The 18,000-nt window shown below is 45.0% G+C and carries 15 protein-coding genes; 5 read left to right on the top strand and 10 right to left on the bottom strand.

Translation table 11 applies throughout. The features are described from left to right. Nucleotides 1-14: 14 nt before the first annotated feature. The 3 genes from ppaX to T487_RS0109235 form a co-directional block, all read right to left on the bottom strand. Nucleotides 15-668, bottom strand: a complete 654-nt coding sequence (gene ppaX / locus T487_RS0109245; RefSeq protein ID WP_031576665.1) for a pyrophosphatase PpaX — start codon at nucleotides 666-668, stop codon at nucleotides 15-17. A 226-nt stretch (nucleotides 669-894) separates the two neighbouring features. Next, the gene (locus T487_RS0109240; protein WP_031576664.1) at nucleotides 895-2,115 is read right to left on the bottom strand and encodes a hypothetical protein; all 1,221 of its coding nucleotides are present in this window, start codon (nucleotides 2,113-2,115) and stop codon (nucleotides 895-897) included. Then, complete coding sequence (locus tag T487_RS0109235; protein WP_031576663.1) at nucleotides 2,112-2,666, bottom strand: RNA polymerase sigma factor; 555 nt, start codon at nucleotides 2,664-2,666, stop codon at nucleotides 2,112-2,114. The genes T487_RS0109240 and T487_RS0109235 overlap by 4 nt, the downstream gene beginning before the upstream one ends. A gap of 206 nt (nucleotides 2,667-2,872) precedes the next feature. Here T487_RS0109235 and T487_RS0109230 point away from each other — a divergent pair, with 206 nt between their 5' ends. Next, complete coding sequence (locus T487_RS0109230) at nucleotides 2,873-3,817, top strand: tetratricopeptide repeat protein (RefSeq protein ID WP_051651631.1); 945 nt, start codon at nucleotides 2,873-2,875, stop codon at nucleotides 3,815-3,817. A gap of 69 nt (nucleotides 3,818-3,886) precedes the next feature. Here T487_RS0109230 and T487_RS0109225 read toward each other — a convergent pair whose 3' ends face one another. The 5 genes from T487_RS0109225 to T487_RS0109190 form a co-directional block, all read right to left on the bottom strand. Next, nucleotides 3,887-4,615 (bottom strand): MBL fold metallo-hydrolase, encoded by a 729-nt coding sequence (locus T487_RS0109225; protein ID WP_031576661.1) that lies wholly within the window; start codon nucleotides 4,613-4,615, stop codon nucleotides 3,887-3,889. A gap of 141 nt (nucleotides 4,616-4,756) precedes the next feature. After that, nucleotides 4,757-5,509 carry an amino acid ABC transporter ATP-binding protein gene (locus T487_RS0109220; RefSeq protein ID WP_031576660.1) on the bottom strand — a complete coding sequence of 251 codons (753 nt, stop codon included), beginning with the start codon at nucleotides 5,507-5,509 and terminating at the stop codon, nucleotides 4,757-4,759. 18 nt (nucleotides 5,510-5,527) lie between these two features. After that, nucleotides 5,528-6,187: an amino acid ABC transporter permease gene (locus T487_RS0109215; protein ID WP_031576659.1), complete on the bottom strand. Its 660-nt coding sequence runs from the start codon at nucleotides 6,185-6,187 to the stop codon at nucleotides 5,528-5,530. A 29-nt stretch (nucleotides 6,188-6,216) separates the two neighbouring features. Then, nucleotides 6,217-7,029 (bottom strand): ABC transporter substrate-binding protein, encoded by an 813-nt coding sequence (locus T487_RS0109210; RefSeq protein ID WP_031576658.1) that lies wholly within the window; start codon nucleotides 7,027-7,029, stop codon nucleotides 6,217-6,219. A 682-nt stretch (nucleotides 7,030-7,711) separates the two neighbouring features. Continuing rightward, nucleotides 7,712-8,098, bottom strand: a complete 387-nt coding sequence (locus T487_RS0109190; protein WP_031576656.1) for a hypothetical protein — start codon at nucleotides 8,096-8,098, stop codon at nucleotides 7,712-7,714. A gap of 307 nt (nucleotides 8,099-8,405) precedes the next feature. Here T487_RS0109190 and T487_RS0109185 point away from each other — a divergent pair, with 307 nt between their 5' ends. From T487_RS0109185 to T487_RS0109170, 4 genes are all read left to right on the top strand, one after another. Further along, the gene (locus T487_RS0109185; protein ID WP_031576655.1) at nucleotides 8,406-9,122 is read left to right on the top strand and encodes a LytR/AlgR family response regulator transcription factor; all 717 of its coding nucleotides are present in this window, start codon (nucleotides 8,406-8,408) and stop codon (nucleotides 9,120-9,122) included. Between the two features lie 17 nt (nucleotides 9,123-9,139). Beyond that, the gene (locus tag T487_RS0109180; RefSeq protein WP_031576654.1) at nucleotides 9,140-10,408 is read left to right on the top strand and encodes a sensor histidine kinase; all 1,269 of its coding nucleotides are present in this window, start codon (nucleotides 9,140-9,142) and stop codon (nucleotides 10,406-10,408) included. Between the two features lie 540 nt (nucleotides 10,409-10,948). Then, nucleotides 10,949-11,920, top strand: coding sequence for a biotin--[acetyl-CoA-carboxylase] ligase (locus tag T487_RS0109175; RefSeq protein WP_031576653.1), 972 nt, complete (start codon nucleotides 10,949-10,951; stop codon nucleotides 11,918-11,920). Then, nucleotides 11,917-12,489 carry a biotin transporter BioY gene (locus T487_RS0109170; RefSeq protein ID WP_031576651.1) on the top strand — a complete coding sequence of 191 codons (573 nt, stop codon included), beginning with the start codon at nucleotides 11,917-11,919 and terminating at the stop codon, nucleotides 12,487-12,489. Before T487_RS0109175 ends, T487_RS0109170 begins: the two co-directional genes overlap by 4 nt. A gap of 97 nt (nucleotides 12,490-12,586) precedes the next feature. Here T487_RS0109170 and T487_RS0109165 read toward each other — a convergent pair whose 3' ends face one another. Together T487_RS0109165 and T487_RS0109160 are read right to left on the bottom strand one after the other, a co-directional pair. After that, complete coding sequence (locus T487_RS0109165; RefSeq protein WP_031576650.1) at nucleotides 12,587-15,040, bottom strand: Cna B-type domain-containing protein; 2,454 nt, start codon at nucleotides 15,038-15,040, stop codon at nucleotides 12,587-12,589. A gap of 464 nt (nucleotides 15,041-15,504) precedes the next feature. After that, nucleotides 15,505-17,898: a VIT and vWA domain-containing protein gene (locus tag T487_RS0109160; protein ID WP_031576649.1), complete on the bottom strand. Its 2,394-nt coding sequence runs from the start codon at nucleotides 17,896-17,898 to the stop codon at nucleotides 15,505-15,507. Between the last annotated feature and the right edge of the window lie 102 nt (nucleotides 17,899-18,000).

Raw genomic sequence — 18,000 nt, 5'->3', positions numbered from 1 at the left:
CTTATTACTTTGCACTAAATGGCTTTCTGGTTCTTCTCTTCAATTATTTTCAAAAGTTCCCGCAGATCATCCACGGTATAATGAGGATATGCCCCTTTCAGCACTTCGGGTGCGATGACACTGTAAGATACTGCAACGGTGGTGGCACCTGCTGCGTTTCCACAAAGAATGTCATAGGTGGCATCTCCCACCATGATGGTATTTTTCGGATCGATGCCCCCGGCAAGCTCGCAGGCTTTCCATAAAGGATCCGGCTCAGGTTTATGCTTTTCCGTATATTCCGGTGTGACAATGACATCAAAATACTCTAAAAGTCCCAGGCAGCTGAGGCTTCTTCTTGCCATACGCTCTCTTTTGGAGGTGACAATGCCAAGCTTCAGTCCATTATCTTTCAGTGCCTTCAGTGCTTCCTCCACCCCTTCAAAAGAAGTGATCATGGCATCGTGATGCTCTGCATTATAGGCTCTGTAGTAGTCCATGATGTCTGTGATGTCCTCCTGGTATTTCAGAAGACTTGTGGTGAGAGGCTCTCCAAAGAGGCTATAAATCTCCGCATCCTCCACTTCCATCTGCATCTTATCGGTAAACATCCTTTTGAAGGACTGGTAAATGAGTTCATTGGTATTGGCCACTGTGCCATCCAGATCAAAAAACACTGCTTCTATCATCTATTTTCCACCTTTCCCATCTCATACTATTCTTCTCTTTCTATCTCTCATTGCCAAACCTTGGCACTCATACTGCGTTGTAAAAGAAGAAACTGGACTCTTTCATTGTACCCAGTGAAAAAAGATTTGTCCACGAAAGCTCGTTAAAAGCGGAGCTTGGTCATAGACCTTACTCCGCTCTTAACGATATATATGTCAAATTATTGAATCTAAAGCATCTTTCCACTCAGTTAAAAGAACCATCATAAGTAGGAAGTCCGGAAAGATACTCCGCCCTGACAGCAGGAACATAGTAAGCTCCAAAGGTATTCATGCCTTCATATTTCAGTGCAGGCACTTCCACCAGGATTCTGTAATATGGCATGAAGAATTCCTCATCATACCCCGTGCGGTAGACAAGCTCCACCCGCCTGATATACTTTCTGCCGGGAAAAGTTTCTGGAACAGAAGTCACATAATTACCCTTTACTAGGAGGTCTCTGGCTTCTCTTTCAGATATGATGGGATATTCTCCTACTTTTTGAGATAAATCTGTTTGAAAAACTGCGATGGAACTCAGTTCCTCCATGTCCATTGCATTGAAATAGATTCTTCTGAAAAAATAGTTCAGAAATTTCTCTTTCGGATCCACAGAACCCTCATAGAAAAATACATGGTAATACCTCTTGCCGTAAATATTCCTGTCTCCTCCCTCTACGGCCATTTCGGGATCATTCATCATTACTAAATCACCATAGGTTTCAGCGAAGTACTCCGAAAGTCTAAGATTCTCTTTGAGCGTTGGATAAACCATGCTGGAGTCTTGCTCTATAAAAGGCTCTTCCTTGCTTCTCAGCTCCTCGGGAACAATATACGGTGTTTTAAATCCTACTCGAGCACTAAGATCCGGATTCACACTAATGGTATGTTCTTCTGATTCATAAGACACTATGGGATAATCCTCTTGGATCCATTCCACAAGAATCTCCTCTTCTTGTATTACTACCCCCACTCTCTCCCCTGCGGAGAGCAGCGCCTTTTTCATCCTCAACAGCTTCTCCTCCATGGTATAGGTTTCACTCTTACTGCCCATGGCATTTTGAAACACTGGTAGGGTATCAAAGTCTCCACTTTCCCAAGGCGCATCATAGTGGATTTCCTCAATGTTCTTTCCCATGAGTCCTTCATAGCCCCAGCCTCCAGCAAATAAACGCTCATAGTCCATATGGAGGATCGGAAGGGTGGAATCAAAGGGTGGTACGTTCACTTCAGGCAAAAGGGAAGTCCTTGCTATGATTAGCGTCAGCACAGCCGCCGCTGCAAGAGAAGCTCCTTGAAACCAAATCGCCTCTCCCACAGTTTTTTTCCTCTTTTCTTTCAATACAGTAGAAACTTCATCATCAAGATCTACCAGAAACGAATCATCCAATTGTCCCAGAAGATCCATCAGTCTTTCTTCTTTTCTCATAAGAAAACCTCCTCCCTCTCAAGCGTTTCTTTCAGCTGAGATCTTAATCGCCAGAGCTTCGTAGCCGCAGCGCTTTCTTTAATCCCCATTTTTACTGAAAGACTTTTAACGCTTTCCCCATAGAAGTACCGCCTTACAAAGAGCGTTCGCAGATTTTCATCAAGACTACTAAGAAACGTATGGATCGCTTGTAGGATCTCCTGGTCTTCGGCTTTAAAATCCCCTTTACTGTCTGGAATAGTCTCCAGAAGCTCACGATGAAGCGCATCCATCTCCACATTTCTTTTTAGTGTCCTGCTTTTCCGGTACCGGTCGAGGGCCAGATTTCTCATGATCTTACTCACATAGGCCTTTAGAAACTCCGGTCTTTCCGGCGGAATACTGTTCCAGGTTTTAAAATAGGTGTCGTTTTCACATTCTTCCGTCTCTCTTGGATCTTTTAGAATGTTCATTCCAATCCACCGAAGATGCACAGCGTATTTAGCGGCCAGCTCTTCAATTGCTTTTTCTGATCTTCTGAAAAATAGATCCATAATCCTTTTATCTTCCAAACTCTCCCCCCCTATTCTCTATATTTTGTCTGTTCACTTCTATAGACGTTCTTCTTTTCACTATAGCACAGGTATTCGAAAAGAAATTAAGCTTCTTATAATCCTAATGTGTCATAATCTTCTATAAAGCTTCCCTGTTCAAATATAGCCCGATTCATGTTATGATTTTATAGAAAAGAAAGTAAATTGAAGTTGAGGAAATGACGATGAAAACAAGAAATCTCCCCATTTTAGATCTCCTGGCCATTGCAGGTATTTTTATCCTGATCTACAACGGATACTCCACCCAGGCAAACCTGCTCATAGGCGCGTATCTACTCTTTACGGTGTACAGAAACTTCCCTACGCTTCAGGCCACCAAAGGAAGCAGAGCCTACAACGCCGGAAATACAGACATGGCCATGACTTATTTTAAGAAGGCTGTGAAGCATCCCTTTGCCAAGCCCTATATCAAGTCCAGCTTCGGCTATATCCTTCTTCGGGAAGGAAACCTTACAGAAGCAGAAAAGTACCTGGTAGAAGCGGAGAACTCCAAAATGAGAGACCCCAGGTTCCGTTACAACAACATTCTCAATATGGCCATTCTCGAGTGGAAAAAAGGGAATCTTCCTAAGGCCATTGACATTGTAGAAGGGATCAAAGAAGAGTACAAAAACTCCATCATGTATGAGATCCTGGGCTACCTCTACATTGCAGCCGGGGACTATGAAAAAGCCCTGTCCTTCAATAAAGAAGCCTATGAATACAATAAGGACGACTATGTCATCACAGACAATCTCGCCCAGTCCTACTTCTTCCTGGGAGACCTGGAGAAGGCGGAAGCCCTCTATGAAAAATCCATAGACTACATCAAGTTTCCAGAAGCCCATTATTACTATGGGCAGATTCTCCAGAAAAAAGGAGATTATCTGGGCGCTCATGATGCTTTAAAACGCGCACTGAGGCTGAAAATGTCCTTCCTGTCCATCATCACCAGGGAAGACATTGAAGAGAAGCTCCTTGCTTTGCAACAAGAAATGGAAGAAAAGAACCTCACGGTAGAATCTCTGGAAGAAGAAAAAAAGAGACAGGAAGAGGAATCCAAGCTTCTTGAAGAAGAAGCGACCGAGGAAGAAGAAGAAAAGGAAACCTCAGAATATAAAGTGGATTAGAAAATACCCTGGCAAAGAAATAGCTTTCTTCGCCAGGGTCTTCTTATGCCCTTTTATAAAATACTCCCATCAGATCCCATAGCTCCGAAGAATCTCTGAAATATCCGTCTCCTTATGGATCTCCTTCGCTTCCGAAAGAAGAAGATCCACCTCCTTCTCCGGCAAATGCGTAAGAAGAAGCTTCTTCACACGAGACGTCGCTGCAATCTCTCCCGCTTCTTTTCCATGGAGATGATGTTTCATCCGGTAAGGCTCCTTGCTTACATAAGTGGCTTCACATAGAAATAGATCCGCATCCTCTGAAGCTTTCAGGATCCCCTCACACATGCCCGTGTCCGCAGAGTAAGTGAAGACTTTTCCGTCTTTCTCAAACCGTAGGGCATAGGTTTCCACAAGATGTTCCACGGGAATGAAAGAAACCTTCATCCCAAAAATCTCCAACATCTTTTCTCTCTCCACAAAACAGAACTCAAAAATATGATTTTTATCCAGCTTCTCCAAAAGCCAAGGCTCCATCTTTGGTGTGTAAAGCGGGATAGGCTTCACCTCACACCCCATATATTTCAGTCCTTCTCTTTCATACCGGAAGAGAAAAAGATCAGATATGTGGTCAAAATGGTGGTGAGTGAGAACGATGGCATCAATCTGATCTAAGGAAAGGATCTTCTTCAAGTTGAAGATACTTCCATTACCTGCATCAAGAAGTATTTTCTTTCCATCGGATTCCAGAAGATACGAAGAGCAGGCGCCTCCTGCTGTAACGGTGGTGGAACTGTTTCCAAGGACGGTGACTTTCATAGATTTTCTCCTTCGGTACTTCCTGCAAAATATAAGCACCCTTTTTCTTTACTATACCAGATACAGACCTGCCTGAAAGAAGAAAGAAGCGGAATTCTCCCAAAAATCTATGGAGAAATCCGCTTCTTTCATTGTAATGTTCTATAGAATCTTATTAAGGAACGCCTTGGTTCGATCCATCTTCGGATGGTCAAAAATCTCCTCTGGTGTCCCTTCTTCCACAATCTGTCCTTCATCCATGAAGATGACTCTGGACGCCACTTCTCGGGCAAATCCCATTTCGTGGGTGACCACCACCATGGTCATGCCCCCTTCGGCAAGCTTCTTCATAACTTCCAGCACTTCTCCCACAAGTTCAGGGTCTAAAGCGGAAGTGGGCTCATCAAAGAGCATAATGGCAGGATCCATGGCCAGAGCTCTGGCGATGGCCACTCTCTGCTGCTGACCGCCTGAGAGCTTGTTTGGATACTCATCTTTTTTCTCATAGAGACCGACACTTCTAAGAAGATCTTCCGCCTTCCCCACCAGATCCTTCTCTGAAATTCCTTTTACCAGCGATGGAGCGATGGTGAGGTTCTGAAGTACTGTGAGGTGCGGGAAAAGATTGAACCTCTGAAATACCATACCAAGGTTTGTACGGAGCTTCGACGCTTCCTTTTCAGAAAGCTTCAGAAGATCCTCCCCTTCTTCCATATGGCTGATGAGATTAAAGCCAATGAATACCTTCCCAGAAGTAATGGTCTCCAGCTGATTCATGCATCGGAGCATGGTGCTTTTGCCGGATCCGGAAGGACCGATGATGCAGACCACTTCTCCTTCTTCCACCACCAGGTTGATGCCCTTTAAAACCTCCAGGTCTCCAAAAGACTTATGTACATTTTTTAGTTTAATCATAATGCTTCCTTTCCTCCCCTATTCATAGACCGAGTACTTCTTCTCCAGTCTGTCAAAGACCAGCTGGATGATAGAGGTCACGAAAAGATAGATGACACCGGCATAGATGAAGTAGACCCATTCTCCTGAGGAGTTGTTCATGACCTGTACGGTCCGAAGAAGATCAAACAAAGAGATGGACGCCACAAGAGAGGTATCCTTCACCAAGGTGATCAGCTCATTGCCAAGAGGCGGAATGAGTCTTCTGTAGCTCTGGGGAATGATGATCTTGAACATGGCCTGATAATAGGACATGCCAAGAGCCTTTGCCGCTTCCATCTGACCTTTGTCAATGCTCTGAATGGCTCCTCTGAAAATCTCAGAAAGATACGCCGCAGAGTTTAGAGAGAAAGCGATGAAGGCTGCTAAAAGCGCAGGGATTCTCAAACTGACGCCAAAGACATCATAGGTGAACAGCGGCAGTGCATAGTAAAAAACAAAAAGCTGCATGAGCATCGGCGTTCCTCTAAAGATCCAGACATAAAACCAGGCAAGGCCGTTTAAAGCCTTGCTCCTGGAAATTTTGAAAAGCGCGATGACAATGCCCAGAAGAATCCCAAAGAGGACCGAAACTCCTGCAATGAGGATGGTTCTCTGTGTCCCTTCCAATATACCAAGGACCTGTTCTTGTGTAAGCAATGTACTAAGTCTCCTTCCACTTTATAAACTTATTCTACAACGTTGAGCTCTTCGTCGATGTTGGAGGTATAGTCTCCACCCATCCACTTCTCAGAAAGCTCTTTCAGTTTTCCTTCTTCCTTCAGCTCCAGAAGTGCGCCGTTGATCTTCTCCTGAAGTTCAGCCTTGTCTTTCTTGATGGCAACCGCGATGGGCTCATTGGTCAGCATCACTGGAGAAATCTGGTAGCTTTCAGGCTCGCTGGCTACATACTCGATGGCTACCGCATAGTCTACCGCAATGGCATCCACATGTCCTGCTTTCATGGCAGAGAAGGTCTGAATGATTTCGTCATACTTGGTCACTTCAAAGCCTACTTCCTCTGCATACTTGGCAGTAGCAGTATCAGCAGTAGTACCCAGCTGAACACCAACATTAATGCCCTTCAGCTCTTCTAAAGACGAAAGAGCCGCATCATCTTTTCTGTTTAAGATGACCTGTCCATTGGCAAGATAAGGCTTACTGAACAGCATGGTCTCCAGTCTCTTAGGGGTCATGCTCACAGCGGCCATGATCACATCATAAGCGCCTGAGTTCATACCGGTGAAAATACCATCAAAGGCAGTAGGCACAAATTCCACTTCCATCCCCAGCTTTTCTCCAATGGCGTTGGCCAGATCAATGTCAAATCCGATGAGCTCATTTTTGTCATTGGTGTACTCAAAAGGAGGATAGGTCGGATCCGTACCGATTTTAAGAACAGTCTGTCCGCCTTCTCCTGTGCTTTTTTCCCCGCACCCAGCCAGAACGCCTGTGACCAGTAAAAGAGAAAGTGCCAGTGCTGCATATTTTGCTTTTTTCATATTTCATACTTCCTTTCATTTCCATCATGTTTTATTGAACAGTTTTGATTATAGCACAGTAAATTTCATAAATATACATTTGCGTGAATTTTCATCCATTACAAACAATAACAGCAATTTATTAGGAATGTCTAAATCTTTAAGCGTTTTCATAAGCAAACCTCATAGAGACCAGGAAATTATCTGAAAATATGGAGGATTATTTTCTATTTTCTGTTGCTTTAAAAAGTGCATATGCAAATTTATATGCATCTTTTGTGCATAACTGTCCACCAAACCGCAGCAGCTTTCGTGATCTGACCACCTGGTCCTCTGACCCCTTTGAAAGACAAGGGAGATGCCTTTCCATAAAAAAAGAAAACCCTTCCGATTCCTCAGAAGGGTTTCCAGCTTCCTGTGCACAGGTAAGAACTCCTGTGCACTATATTGTATCCATCTGTCATACTCAGGCTGATTTCAAGTTCCATTGCAGCACATCACTGACGCCTGACCAAAGCCTTGAAACAAGGTTTCCCTCATGTTCAAGCTTCTTTTAAGACAGTTTTTGCAATTTCACGAATGCCCAAACTGTCCAGCTGGAGGCGTTTACTTTTAAAAATGAACTTCTGCAGCAGTACTGAAAGAGGAGCACCAAAGGGTGTCCAAAATATCAGCCAGACCGTTAGGACAAAGGGACGAGGTTTCATCTGTCCACTCGTATGTACTGCTCTGCTGCTTTTTCCTTTTTTTCGTAAATTCTCTGCCTCTTATCATCCCGATAAAGAAGGGTCAGATTCACAAAAACCAAAAGAACCAGCAAGGCCCAGGATCTTATGTTGCTGTTTCCAGCCGTCCAAGGCAATATATTGTAAGCCATGGTGGAGTTCTCCAGAGAGAAGACATTCACCTCGGCACTTTGAACTGGAGAATCTTCCTTTTCCTTCTTTTGCATTTCTGACACTTCAGCATCAGAAGCTAAATGCTCCGTAAGGACCTCTCCTTTTTGGATACTTACCAGAAGAAGAATCAGACAAAAAACCATCGCCAGACCTGCCACAAAAAGTACTTTATTCTCAATCTGTCTCCCCATCAAATGCTACTCTCCTTGCCACAGCCTCTTTTTCAGATGATATACTTGCTGAGACTGCTATACATCTCTCTAGTAGTATTTTAAAATAAAAACTTCCTCAATAGATCACCACTTCGCGAAATGCATCAAAAACGGCGTGAAATGCATCTGGCCCCAAAACTTCAGTGTTCACGCCCTATTGAACAGGCCTCATAAATAATACTTCTCTGTTTTCCTCTCCCAAAGCACCTTCCCCTCTAAAGGCGTAATTGAAAATCACCCCTACATGTGTTAAGATTTCATCAATTCTAAAAAAAGGAGCGCACCGATGATTAAAATCGCCCTATGTGATGATGAAACAGTCTATCTGGAATCCACAGAGAAACTCCTGCGAGACTGGTCCCGTACTACCAGCACACCCATTGAACTGGACTGTTTTGACCACGGAGATGCTCTGCTGGCAAAACATCGAATTTCTCGCTACGATATCATTTTCCTGGATATTGTCATGCCTCTTTTCAGCGGTATGGACACTGCCAAAGAGCTGAGACTTCTGGATAAATCTACGAAGATCATTTTTCTCACCTCTTCTCCAGAGTTCGCTCTCAGTTCTTATTCCGTTCGGGCACTGGATTACCTCATAAAACCCCTGTCCTACGATAAGATGCAGCAGGTCCTTGAAGAATGTGTGGCTCTTCTATTTAAAGAGCCCGACAGCCTGACCTTGAAAACCCCAGGGGGATACCGTAGGATCTATCTCCATGACATCGAATACCTGGAAGCCCAGAATAAAAAGGTCCTTTTCTATCTCTCTAACTCTGAGTGTCTGGAGGTTCTTCAGCCTCTTCATACCTTTGAAACGGAGCTACCTGACACCAAAGGCTTCTTTAAATGTCACCGGAGCTATCTGGTCAATCTCAAAAACGTGCAGCATTTCAGCAGTGTGGAGCTCAGCACAAAATCAGGACGTCAGATCCCCATCGCAAGAGGTTATGGGAAACCCTTTCAGGATCGGTATTTTGCCCTGATGTTTCAGGACCATTAAAGGAAGGTGTATGTGAATTGTTAGAATTTATTTTAGGGATGCTGAACTCCAGCACTCTTCTTGTCTTTGGTGTATTCATCACTGCAGCCATCCTCAGTATTCCTTTTACCCGAAAGAACATCCTGATCTTTTTTCTTCTCTGCCTTGGCATCAATATCGTGCAGCTGGCATTCTATTTTGAGGGTGGCTTGAGAAGTGCGCAAAGGGTCTATCCTTTCATCACCCATCTTCCAGTGCTGCTTCTCACGGTGTTTTACTATAAGAAGCAAGTCCTGCACAGTGTCTATGCAATCACTTCAGCCTATCTTTGCTGTCAGCTCAGCAAATGGATCGGTGTCCTTATTTATGCCGTCACAGGAAAAATTTATATGGAGTACGGATTTAGAACCATTGCTACCCTACTTCTTGGCATTGTCCTCATCCGCTATTTCGCAGAAACTTTGGGTGTTATCTTGACGAAGTCCAGAAAGACCATCCTCATCTTCAATATTCTTCCTGTGTCCTATTATCTCTTCGACTATACAGCCACAGTCTACACAGATCTTCTCTACAGCGGATCTGTGGTGATCCTGGAGTTCATGCCCTTTGTGCTTTGTGTAGCCTACCTCATCTTCAGTCTGGTCTACTTCAGAGAATATGAAGAAAAAATGGAGGCAGAGCACCATACTCGTCTGATGAACATGAAAAGGGACCAGTTTGAGAAGGAGCTTGAATCTATAAAACGCTCAGAGTATGCGGTGGCTCTTCTGCGCCACGACATGAGACATTTTCTCACAAGCATCTCTTCCTTCATTGATCAAGAGGAGCCTGGAAAAGCCAAGGAGTATATAAAAGAAGTCATGGCTTTATCGGATAAAACCGCCCGCAAGAAGTTCTGCGAAAATGAGATTGTCAATCTGATCCTTTCCTCCTATGAATCAAAAATCAGGGAGGAGGGCATCCAGTTCAAGCACATCATAGAGCTTCCGGAAAAGCTGCCCTTTTCTGATGTGGACTTCACCTCCATTCTCTCCAACGGTCTGGAAAACGCCATCCACGCAGTATCCGCTCTTCCTCAGAAAGAGCGGCAGATTTCCTTAAGCCTTAAAATGAAAGAGGAGAAACTTCTGCTCTCGATCAAAAACCCTTATGGAAGACCCGTGGAACTTACTAATGGAATGCCCAAAGCCATGGAAGAAGGGCATGGTCTTGGGACGAGAAGCATCCGTTATGTGACAGAAAAGTTACGTGGCAACTGCCAGTTTCTCGCAAAAGATGGGGAGTTTGTTTTAAGAGTGGTCCTGTAGCTTCCCTCTTCACTGCAGCTCTTGCCACTAAAAAAAACGGAATGCACCAGCCAAAATAAGGCTTCCTCACTGCGGATCCTCTGATCCCAGCAAGGAAGCCTTATTTCAATGGAACCTTCAACAAAATCCATTTGCTACTGACTCGCAGCTGTTCTGAAGCCACTTCGACGTCTCTTCTTTACAGTGGAAAACTGTCCAGTAGATTACAGAGTTCAGCGCAGGGTTCACCTGGATTTGTTAAAAAATTACCAAAGATAGAATACTACAGAAAACATACCGCTGTCAAGCATCTTACTCGTTGATTTCATCTGAACTATTCCATTTTCATTCGTTTCCAATGAATATAGACGAGAGAAAAAAATATCTCCGGAACCCGAATTTAGATTGTTCTCTCAATCATCTCCACGGCCACCATCCATTCTTATAAAAACACCTCTGTACTTTTACTGCATTTGAGTCAACCACCCCTCCAATATTGGTTGACACGATACTCACTTTTCACTATACTGAGAACAGAAAAAAATACAGGAAGTGAAGACAATGGTAAAAGAAGAACTGCTGAAGCTGCTGGAAGAGAGCCGCGGAGAGATTCTGTCAGGAAACGATCTGAAAGATACGTTGGGTGTATCCCGAAATGCTGTGTGGAAAGCCATTCAGCTTTTAAAAGAAGAAGGACACCACATTGATTCAGTAAAGAACAAAGGCTACACCCTCTTAAAGGAGAGTGATGTCTTATCCGTGGGCGGACTGATGCAGACTTTGGGCGCACAGTCCTCTTACCACGTGGAAGTCTTGGAAGAAGTTCCATCCACCAACACTTATCTGAAAGAAAGTGACAGCAAAAAAAATAATTCCCTGGTTTTTGCAAAAAAGCAGACCAAAGGCCGTGGACGTCTGGGAAGAAGCTTTTTTTCAGAAGATCTTGGAGGGCTATACTTCTCTCTGCTGAAAAAAGAGGATCTGACCCATTACAATCCTTCCTACGCCACCATCGCTTGCGCGCTTTCTGTACGGGATGCCCTTTCAGAAATTTCAGGGCTTCCTCTCTCCATCAAATGGGTCAACGATATTTATTATGAAGGAAAAAAACTTGCTGGCATCTTGACTGAAGGTACTCTGGAAATGGAGACGGGTACCCTCTCCAGCCTCATCCTTGGGATCGGCATCAACGTCAACACCAAGGGTTTCCCACAGGAACTGGTAGACATCGCCACCTCTCTTTTCATAGAGACCGGCCGCACCTATGTGAGGCAGGATGTGGCTAAAAATGTCCTGTCCCATTTGGAGAAGAACCTTCTTCTGACCAAAGAAAATCCAGCTGGGCTTCTTTCTGCCTATAAAAAGCATCTGCTGTACCTGGGGGAAGAAATCACCTTCCTGTACAATACGCAGCCAAGGACGGGAATCCTTACTGACCTGACCCCGGAAGGCCATCTTCTGGTGGAATCAGAAGGTAGCCTCCTCACCCTCCACTCTGGAGAAATCAGCATCAGAAAAGGAGAACAAAAATGATCACAAAGACCAGACAACCATTTCTTACCACGAGAGAACTGACCCTTCTCCCCCTCTTCACGGTGCTTACCGCCGTGGGGGCATTCATCAAAATCCCTTTGGGTGCAGTACCAGTATCTCTTCAGACGGTGTTTGTGCTGCTGTCTGCCCTTCTATTAGGTAAAAAAGCAGCCATATCCCAGGGACTCTATGTGCTTCTGGGGCTTCTGGGCCTGCCCATCTTCACCGGTGGTGGGGGCATCGGATACGTTCTTACGCCAACCTTCGGCTACCTCATGGGCTTCATCGCTGCAGCCTTTCTGGTGGGCAGCCTCCGGGATTTGACGAGAAAGAAAGATCTTTTCCATCTTTTTCTCTTCTCGGTCCTCGGGGTTATGGTGATCTACATCATTGGTGTCACCCACCTTTATCTACTGTTCCATCTCCTTGCTGGAGGCAGCAGACTTCCCCTTTCGGCAGCCATAAAGTTTGGCGCACTGGTGTTTCTTCCCATGGACCTTCTCTGGTCCTTCTTCGGCGCCAGTCTTGCCGCAAGACTTCTGAAAAATCCTGAGCTTCGGCTTTCCTGATTCTATAATGGAAAGAGCCTCCATCACTGGGGGCTCTTTCACTTTTGCAGCTCATGATATTTACAAAAGAGAGAACAATTCTCTCCTATGATTTTCCTTATCTTTCCTTTTTGCGTCTGAAGGACTGGCTGCCCACCATAAGGCTGAACAGTCCCAGTACATAGAACACACTGCTGGAGGCTTCTCCTGTCTGTGGCAGACTGTTGGTGTCTTCTTCCTCAGGCAGTGGCAGAGGATCAACATCCTCAATCTCACCAAACTCATTGACAATTTCCGTGGTGACAATCTGGTTCTTGTTAAAGAGAATCACCATACGGTTGATGTCGCCCAGTTCATAGCCTGCAGGGGCTTTGGTCTCCACAACCCTGTAAATGCCAAGTGGCAGCATCATGATGGCTGTGCCATCTTCCCCAGTAGTCAGAGTGCCCAGGACCTCTCCTTGTGAAGTACGCACTTCAAAAACTGCGCCGGAGAGCGGCTGATTGATGTCATTGACCTTCAGAATCCTAAGGGTTGCTCTCTGCTGGATGTTCTTGATGTTATAACCGCTGTACTCTGCATCATAACCCATGACATAATTCTCTTTCACGCTGTAGCTGTATGGCATGCCCATGTCATCAAACCCAGGCACATCTTCAAAGGTATAGAGCCATCTGCCTTCTTCGTTCTTCGTGACAGTAGTCTCCTTCATCTTCTCCTCACCACGGTAGAGCGCTACAGTGATGGAAGCCGGTCTTCCTCTTAAGTCATCCCAGGTCTTTTCCCCAGAGATGTCTATGAGTTCCGATCTTCTGTTCATAAGATCATACCCTTCGCCCTGAAGGGTCTCATAACCAGGTACAGGTTCTTCTTTCACCGTGTAGCTGATGGGATTCTCCTCGCTGTCATACTTTGGTGCTTTGAAGCTGTAGGTCCAGGTGCCTTCCACTTCTTTCACAGTTTTACTCTCTACCACAGTCTCCCCGTTCATGAGATACACCGTAATGGATTCTGGTCTGTCTTCTCCATCATCCATCCAGGTTTTCTCACCGGCGAGTGTCACATACTCGATGATGCCGATCCATTTGTTGGTGATGGTCATGCCTTCCACAGAAGACTCATATCCTTCAGGCACTTCCTCTTCCATGACCTCATAAAGATACTTTTCAAAGGTCTCCATGTCGTACACAGGAACTGTTTTCTTTTCTTCCCACTCTGGTCCTTCCATGGTCAGTGTCTCATAAAGCATTCCATCCTGATGAAGCATGATCTTCAAGGTCTCTGGCCTCATGTCTTCTGTCTCATCCATCCAAACCTTCTTTATGGTGATCTCTTTTTCATTGGTGAAGGTATTTATGATGCGCATGGAAAGAGTCTTGTAGTGTTCGCAGTTTTCTTCTCCTTCCATAGTCCTTGCAGTCTCCACAGGCATTGCTTCCTCATAGGTGGTCACATAGCCTTCCAAGGGTTCTTCTTTCAGTGTATAACTTACTTCTCCCTCTTCATCATATTGGGGAACAAGAAATTCATCCTTCCAGTTCTCTTCCGCCGAAAGCATCCTTTCTTCGCCATAAACAGCACCATTAGCCAGTACTTCATAGGTGATATGATGAGGCCTGATGTCCTCCACATCTTCTGTCCAGATCTTCTCCACAGAAAGCATCATGGCTTTGTGGTTATAGAGATGGAAAGTGTTTCCATCCTTTTCCACCATACCGATATATCCGTGGGGTACTTCTTCCTCCACTGTATAGATGATGCTGTTTCCATCCTGATCTTTACTGGGCAGATACAGCTGAAGTGCATACCCAGTCCCTTTCAGAATCGGCAGATAGGCTGCAGTCTCCCCATTGGCCATAAGTTTTGCCACGACCATATGTGGCCTTAGTGGATCGTCCCCATCATACCAGTGCTTCTTGATGGTCAGAACTTTCAGGTTCTCTTCCAGAAGTTCAGCGGGATCGATGTTCAGAAGTTCTCCAATACCAGCAAGAAATCCCAGCGGATGCTCCGTGGCACCTTCCCAGTCACAGTCCTGCTTCAAAAGAAAGTGCTTCAACCACTCCATATACTGCATGAAATTCAGTTTGTCCAGATCTCCATCATAGGCTGCGATGTCCAAGGCCTTCTCTTCCAATGGCGCAGCCATGGCTTCCACCTGAGGTTCAGGTGTCATCTCTAGAGGAAGATCCTCTTTTGTCTGGTCTACAGGAATCTCTTCAGGTGGAAGATCCACCGGCTCCTCTACCTCTTCTGAAGGCGGTGTTCCTTGCACTTCTTCAAGGGGCAACGCTTCCTCTTCCTTCACTGCTTCCTCCGGCAGCTGTTCTACTGCTTCTTCTTTTGGTGGTTCTGCTGCAGGCTCAATTTCCTCCAAAGGGAGTACTTCCTTCTCTGCTTCCACCGCTGGCATTTCTTCTAGAGCTGCTTCTTCCAGCACAGCTGCCTGCAGCGCCTCTTCCGTGGAAGGCTCTGAAAGGTCTTCCGCTTTAATGGACAGTCCGCTCGGAATCAGCAGAAAGGCTGTCAGAAGAATCCCCAGAAAGACTCTGATGCTCTTGTTTCTTTTCATCTATCTCATCCTCCGTAATCGTTAAAGAAATAACATTATGGATATGTAGCAACACCCTATCTCGCCAGAGAGCAACAACCACAACCCTTCTGCTTCTATATCCTCATTCTATGTCACACACCATAGGAGTTCAATACAGGCCCCCTGCTACCCCTCTCTGAAAAAGAGTGCCCTGTGGATGGTTGACAGTTTCATCCTTATAAAATGAATGATCCGTGAACAAATTCAGAAATTCCTGATAAAAATTTAACTCGTCATGTTTATTTATTCTTCAGTTTTTATACACCTGTGATGATAATGCACAATACATCTTCAGCACCCCCAAAAGTTTGGATCATTCTATCCTCCCAATTCAAGTGGTAAATTCTCTATGAATTTTCCCACTGCGTTTTTTATCGTGAAAAAGAGCCTTGTAGTGGAGAAGACGTTCTCTTCTTCCTTCAAGGCTCCAAGTATTCTTTATTTTACAGCGCTTTTGCCATGGCTAGATTGGCGATGTTCTTGATGTTCTTTCTGATGTCCATCTCAAAAATCTCATGGGCATTCTCCACATAGGATTTCGTGATGTTCAGGGTGCCAGCCATAATGAATTTCTTCTGGTTCGGAGATGCTCTATACACAAGATCTGATACTTCCTCCAGAGATTCTCTGTACTTCATGTCTGAAATGTAATCCACCAGCTCTTTGTTCACATCCCGGACCTTGCCCTTCAGAAGATTCTTCTTTTCTGCCAGGTCGTAGGCAATACGAAGAAGCATATAGTTTCTTTCAGTGATGAGGCTTTCATCCGTCTTCATGGTGTTGATGACATACCTCAAAGCCTTGGACACATTGTTTAAATAGAAGGTGGTGGTTTCTGTACCCACCAGGAAAGCCAATAGACTTCTTAAGGTGGTTTCCAGAATTTCACCCTCAGACTCTTCTCCAATTTCCAGGAAGGATCCGTCTGCCTGCTGATTCTTAGCAAGTATTCTTAAGAGATTATCCCTATCATACTTGATGGCCATTTTTGCTTCTTTATGGGTCAGACCCGTCACTGCCATCTTTTCTCTGATGTTCACATCAAAGCTATAGGCTGCCTCATCCAGGAAGTAGCCACTGGCCAGATTCTTCATGGTGGATTCAGTCATCTCCATGGGCACAATCTTATTGAGGCCCATGCCCATGACCGGATCTTCTATGGTTTCCATCATGATGAAGCTGGTTTCCTTGGATAATATGGAGTACTCCTTGGAGAGAGCCAGAATCTCTTCTTTGATCTGCTCTTCTTCTACGCCTCTCACAAAGCGCTCTTTCTCCACCAGAGACTCAATTCTCTTTCTAGCCCATACTTTGCGGATGAGCTGAGAATTCTCTTCGATCTCCAGTTTGTCCAGGTCGATGTGCATGATGTAGTCTGTTTCATCCACCACACCCCGGATGTCGATACTGCCACTAATGACCCCATCCACAAGGGCAAAGATGGTGAAGGGTTCTCTGTCATACAGATAGGTTATGGTGCCAGGATAGGTCTTCTCCACCACCATATCGCCAAAATCAATTTCTGTCACATCCAGCTGAGGATTATGGATTCTGTTGAACTGACGGAGAATGATATCATCGATTCTTTCTCCCTCTTCAATGAACTCGGGACGTCCGTTGCCCACTTCCGCCAGACGGTTAATGAAGTAGCTGTTCACTTCAGTGTCCATGCCGATGGGGAAGATTCTGTGCTGCCCGACGTTGGTACGCACATATTCCAGGATCTCATCTTCTTCCGCCACAGAATCATCTGTGAACAGGAAAATAGTGCTTTCCTCTTCTTCCAGTTCTCCTTCCCGGATGGCATCTTTCAGTGCTTCAAAGGTGCATTCCCCTTCTCTTGTGGTAAGGGATTCAATCCACTCCGTAGCAGCTTCCAGGTTTTCCTTGGTGAACTTCACCTTTCCTGAAGGCGAGAATTTATAGATTTCTTCATTGTAGGCGATGAGATTGAACTTGTCTCCCTCTTCCAAGCTCCGCAGAGCGATGAGCATGGCATTTTTTGCTTCTTCCAGCTTAAAACCTTCCATGGATACGGAAGTATCCAGAATGAAGGAATAGTTCGTGGTATATTCCACAGGGATATCCGGCAGAGTTGGCACCAGTTTCAGCATAAGGATGGACTTTTCTGTTTCGTCTTCATAGTAGCTGTATCCCATACCTGCAGCGGTCTGGGGATGCTCTTCCCGTAGGGTCAGAATGAAGTCGTGATCCAGGGTCTGCCCTTTTACCACGGTGACCTTGGACAAGGTGTCATCTTCTCTTTCCACCTTGATTTTATGGCTTGGGGACTTGAAGTCCATTTTGGAATAGGACTCCACAAGAAGTGACAGATAAAAATCAAGCTCCTCTTCGAGCTCTTCTTCTTCCTCATCCTCTTCCCTGTAGTACACAGGATCCATCACCGATGGGATATAAAGAGAAAGGGTATCATCCTCATAGGTCAGCTGATCCATATAGCTGATTCTCACATTGACCTTCTCATTGGGCAGAATGTTTCCAATGGTGATGGTGAAGTACTCATCATCCTTCTGTTCCAGGGCCAGCGTGTTGATGCCTTGTTCCTGGCTCTCCTTGAGCGTCTCCAACACCGCGTCCCGTTCTTCCACCATGGCTTTCAGGTTACGCCCCCCCAGATTCACTTCAATCCCTGTGATGAGGGATGTGGATGGCACTGGGAAGCTGTAGACTCCCTCCATATTCTCTCCGGAAATGTTTTTATAATCCTGGGAAATGGTGTATTCAATGTACTCTCCACAAATATTTCCCGTGACTTCCAGATGGTTGAGTTTAACCTTCCTGTTGTCTTTTGTGGAAAGACCATATTTTTTCATCATCTAAAGAACCTCCTTAAAAAGGCAATCTGTTAGTACTATTATACGCGAAGAAGGACCAACCTTTAAAGCAAAATGTTGAGTTTCTTTTCGATTCTTCACAAA

This window comes from Proteiniclasticum ruminis DSM 24773 (assembly GCF_000701905.1).
Classification (GTDB): Bacteria; Bacillota; Clostridia; order Clostridiales; family Clostridiaceae; genus Proteiniclasticum; species Proteiniclasticum ruminis.
This window is presented reverse-complemented; position numbering and strand designations above follow the sequence as displayed.

What these genes read in the sequence shown, in the direction of transcription:
- T487_RS0109175 (WP_031576653.1), top strand. Translation starts at nt 10,949, where the DNA reads ATGGTAAAAGAAGAACTGCTGAAGCTGCTGGAAGAGAGCCGCGGAGAG.
- T487_RS0109170 (WP_031576651.1), top strand. Translation starts at nt 11,917, where the DNA reads ATGATCACAAAGACCAGACAACCATTTCTTACCACGAGAGAACTGACC.
- T487_RS0109165 (WP_031576650.1), bottom strand. Translation starts at nt 15,040, where the DNA reads ATGAAAAGAAACAAGAGCATCAGAGTCTTTCTGGGGATTCTTCTGACA.
- T487_RS0109225 (WP_031576661.1), bottom strand. Translation starts at nt 4,615, where the DNA reads ATGAAAGTCACCGTCCTTGGAAACAGTTCCACCACCGTTACAGCAGGA.
- T487_RS0109210 (WP_031576658.1), bottom strand. Translation starts at nt 7,029, where the DNA reads ATGAAAAAAGCAAAATATGCAGCACTGGCACTTTCTCTTTTACTGGTC.
- T487_RS0109160 (WP_031576649.1), bottom strand. Translation starts at nt 17,898, where the DNA reads ATGATGAAAAAATATGGTCTTTCCACAAAAGACAACAGGAAGGTTAAA.
- T487_RS0109220 (WP_031576660.1), bottom strand. Translation starts at nt 5,509, where the DNA reads ATGATTAAACTAAAAAATGTACATAAGTCTTTTGGAGACCTGGAGGTT.
- ppaX (WP_031576665.1), bottom strand. Translation starts at nt 668, where the DNA reads ATGATAGAAGCAGTGTTTTTTGATCTGGATGGCACAGTGGCCAATACC.
- T487_RS0109190 (WP_031576656.1), bottom strand. Translation starts at nt 8,098, where the DNA reads ATGGGGAGACAGATTGAGAATAAAGTACTTTTTGTGGCAGGTCTGGCG.
- T487_RS0109185 (WP_031576655.1), top strand. Translation starts at nt 8,406, where the DNA reads ATGATTAAAATCGCCCTATGTGATGATGAAACAGTCTATCTGGAATCC.
- T487_RS0109230 (WP_051651631.1), top strand. Translation starts at nt 2,873, where the DNA reads ATGAAAACAAGAAATCTCCCCATTTTAGATCTCCTGGCCATTGCAGGT.
- T487_RS0109240 (WP_031576664.1), bottom strand. Translation starts at nt 2,115, where the DNA reads ATGAGAAAAGAAGAAAGACTGATGGATCTTCTGGGACAATTGGATGAT.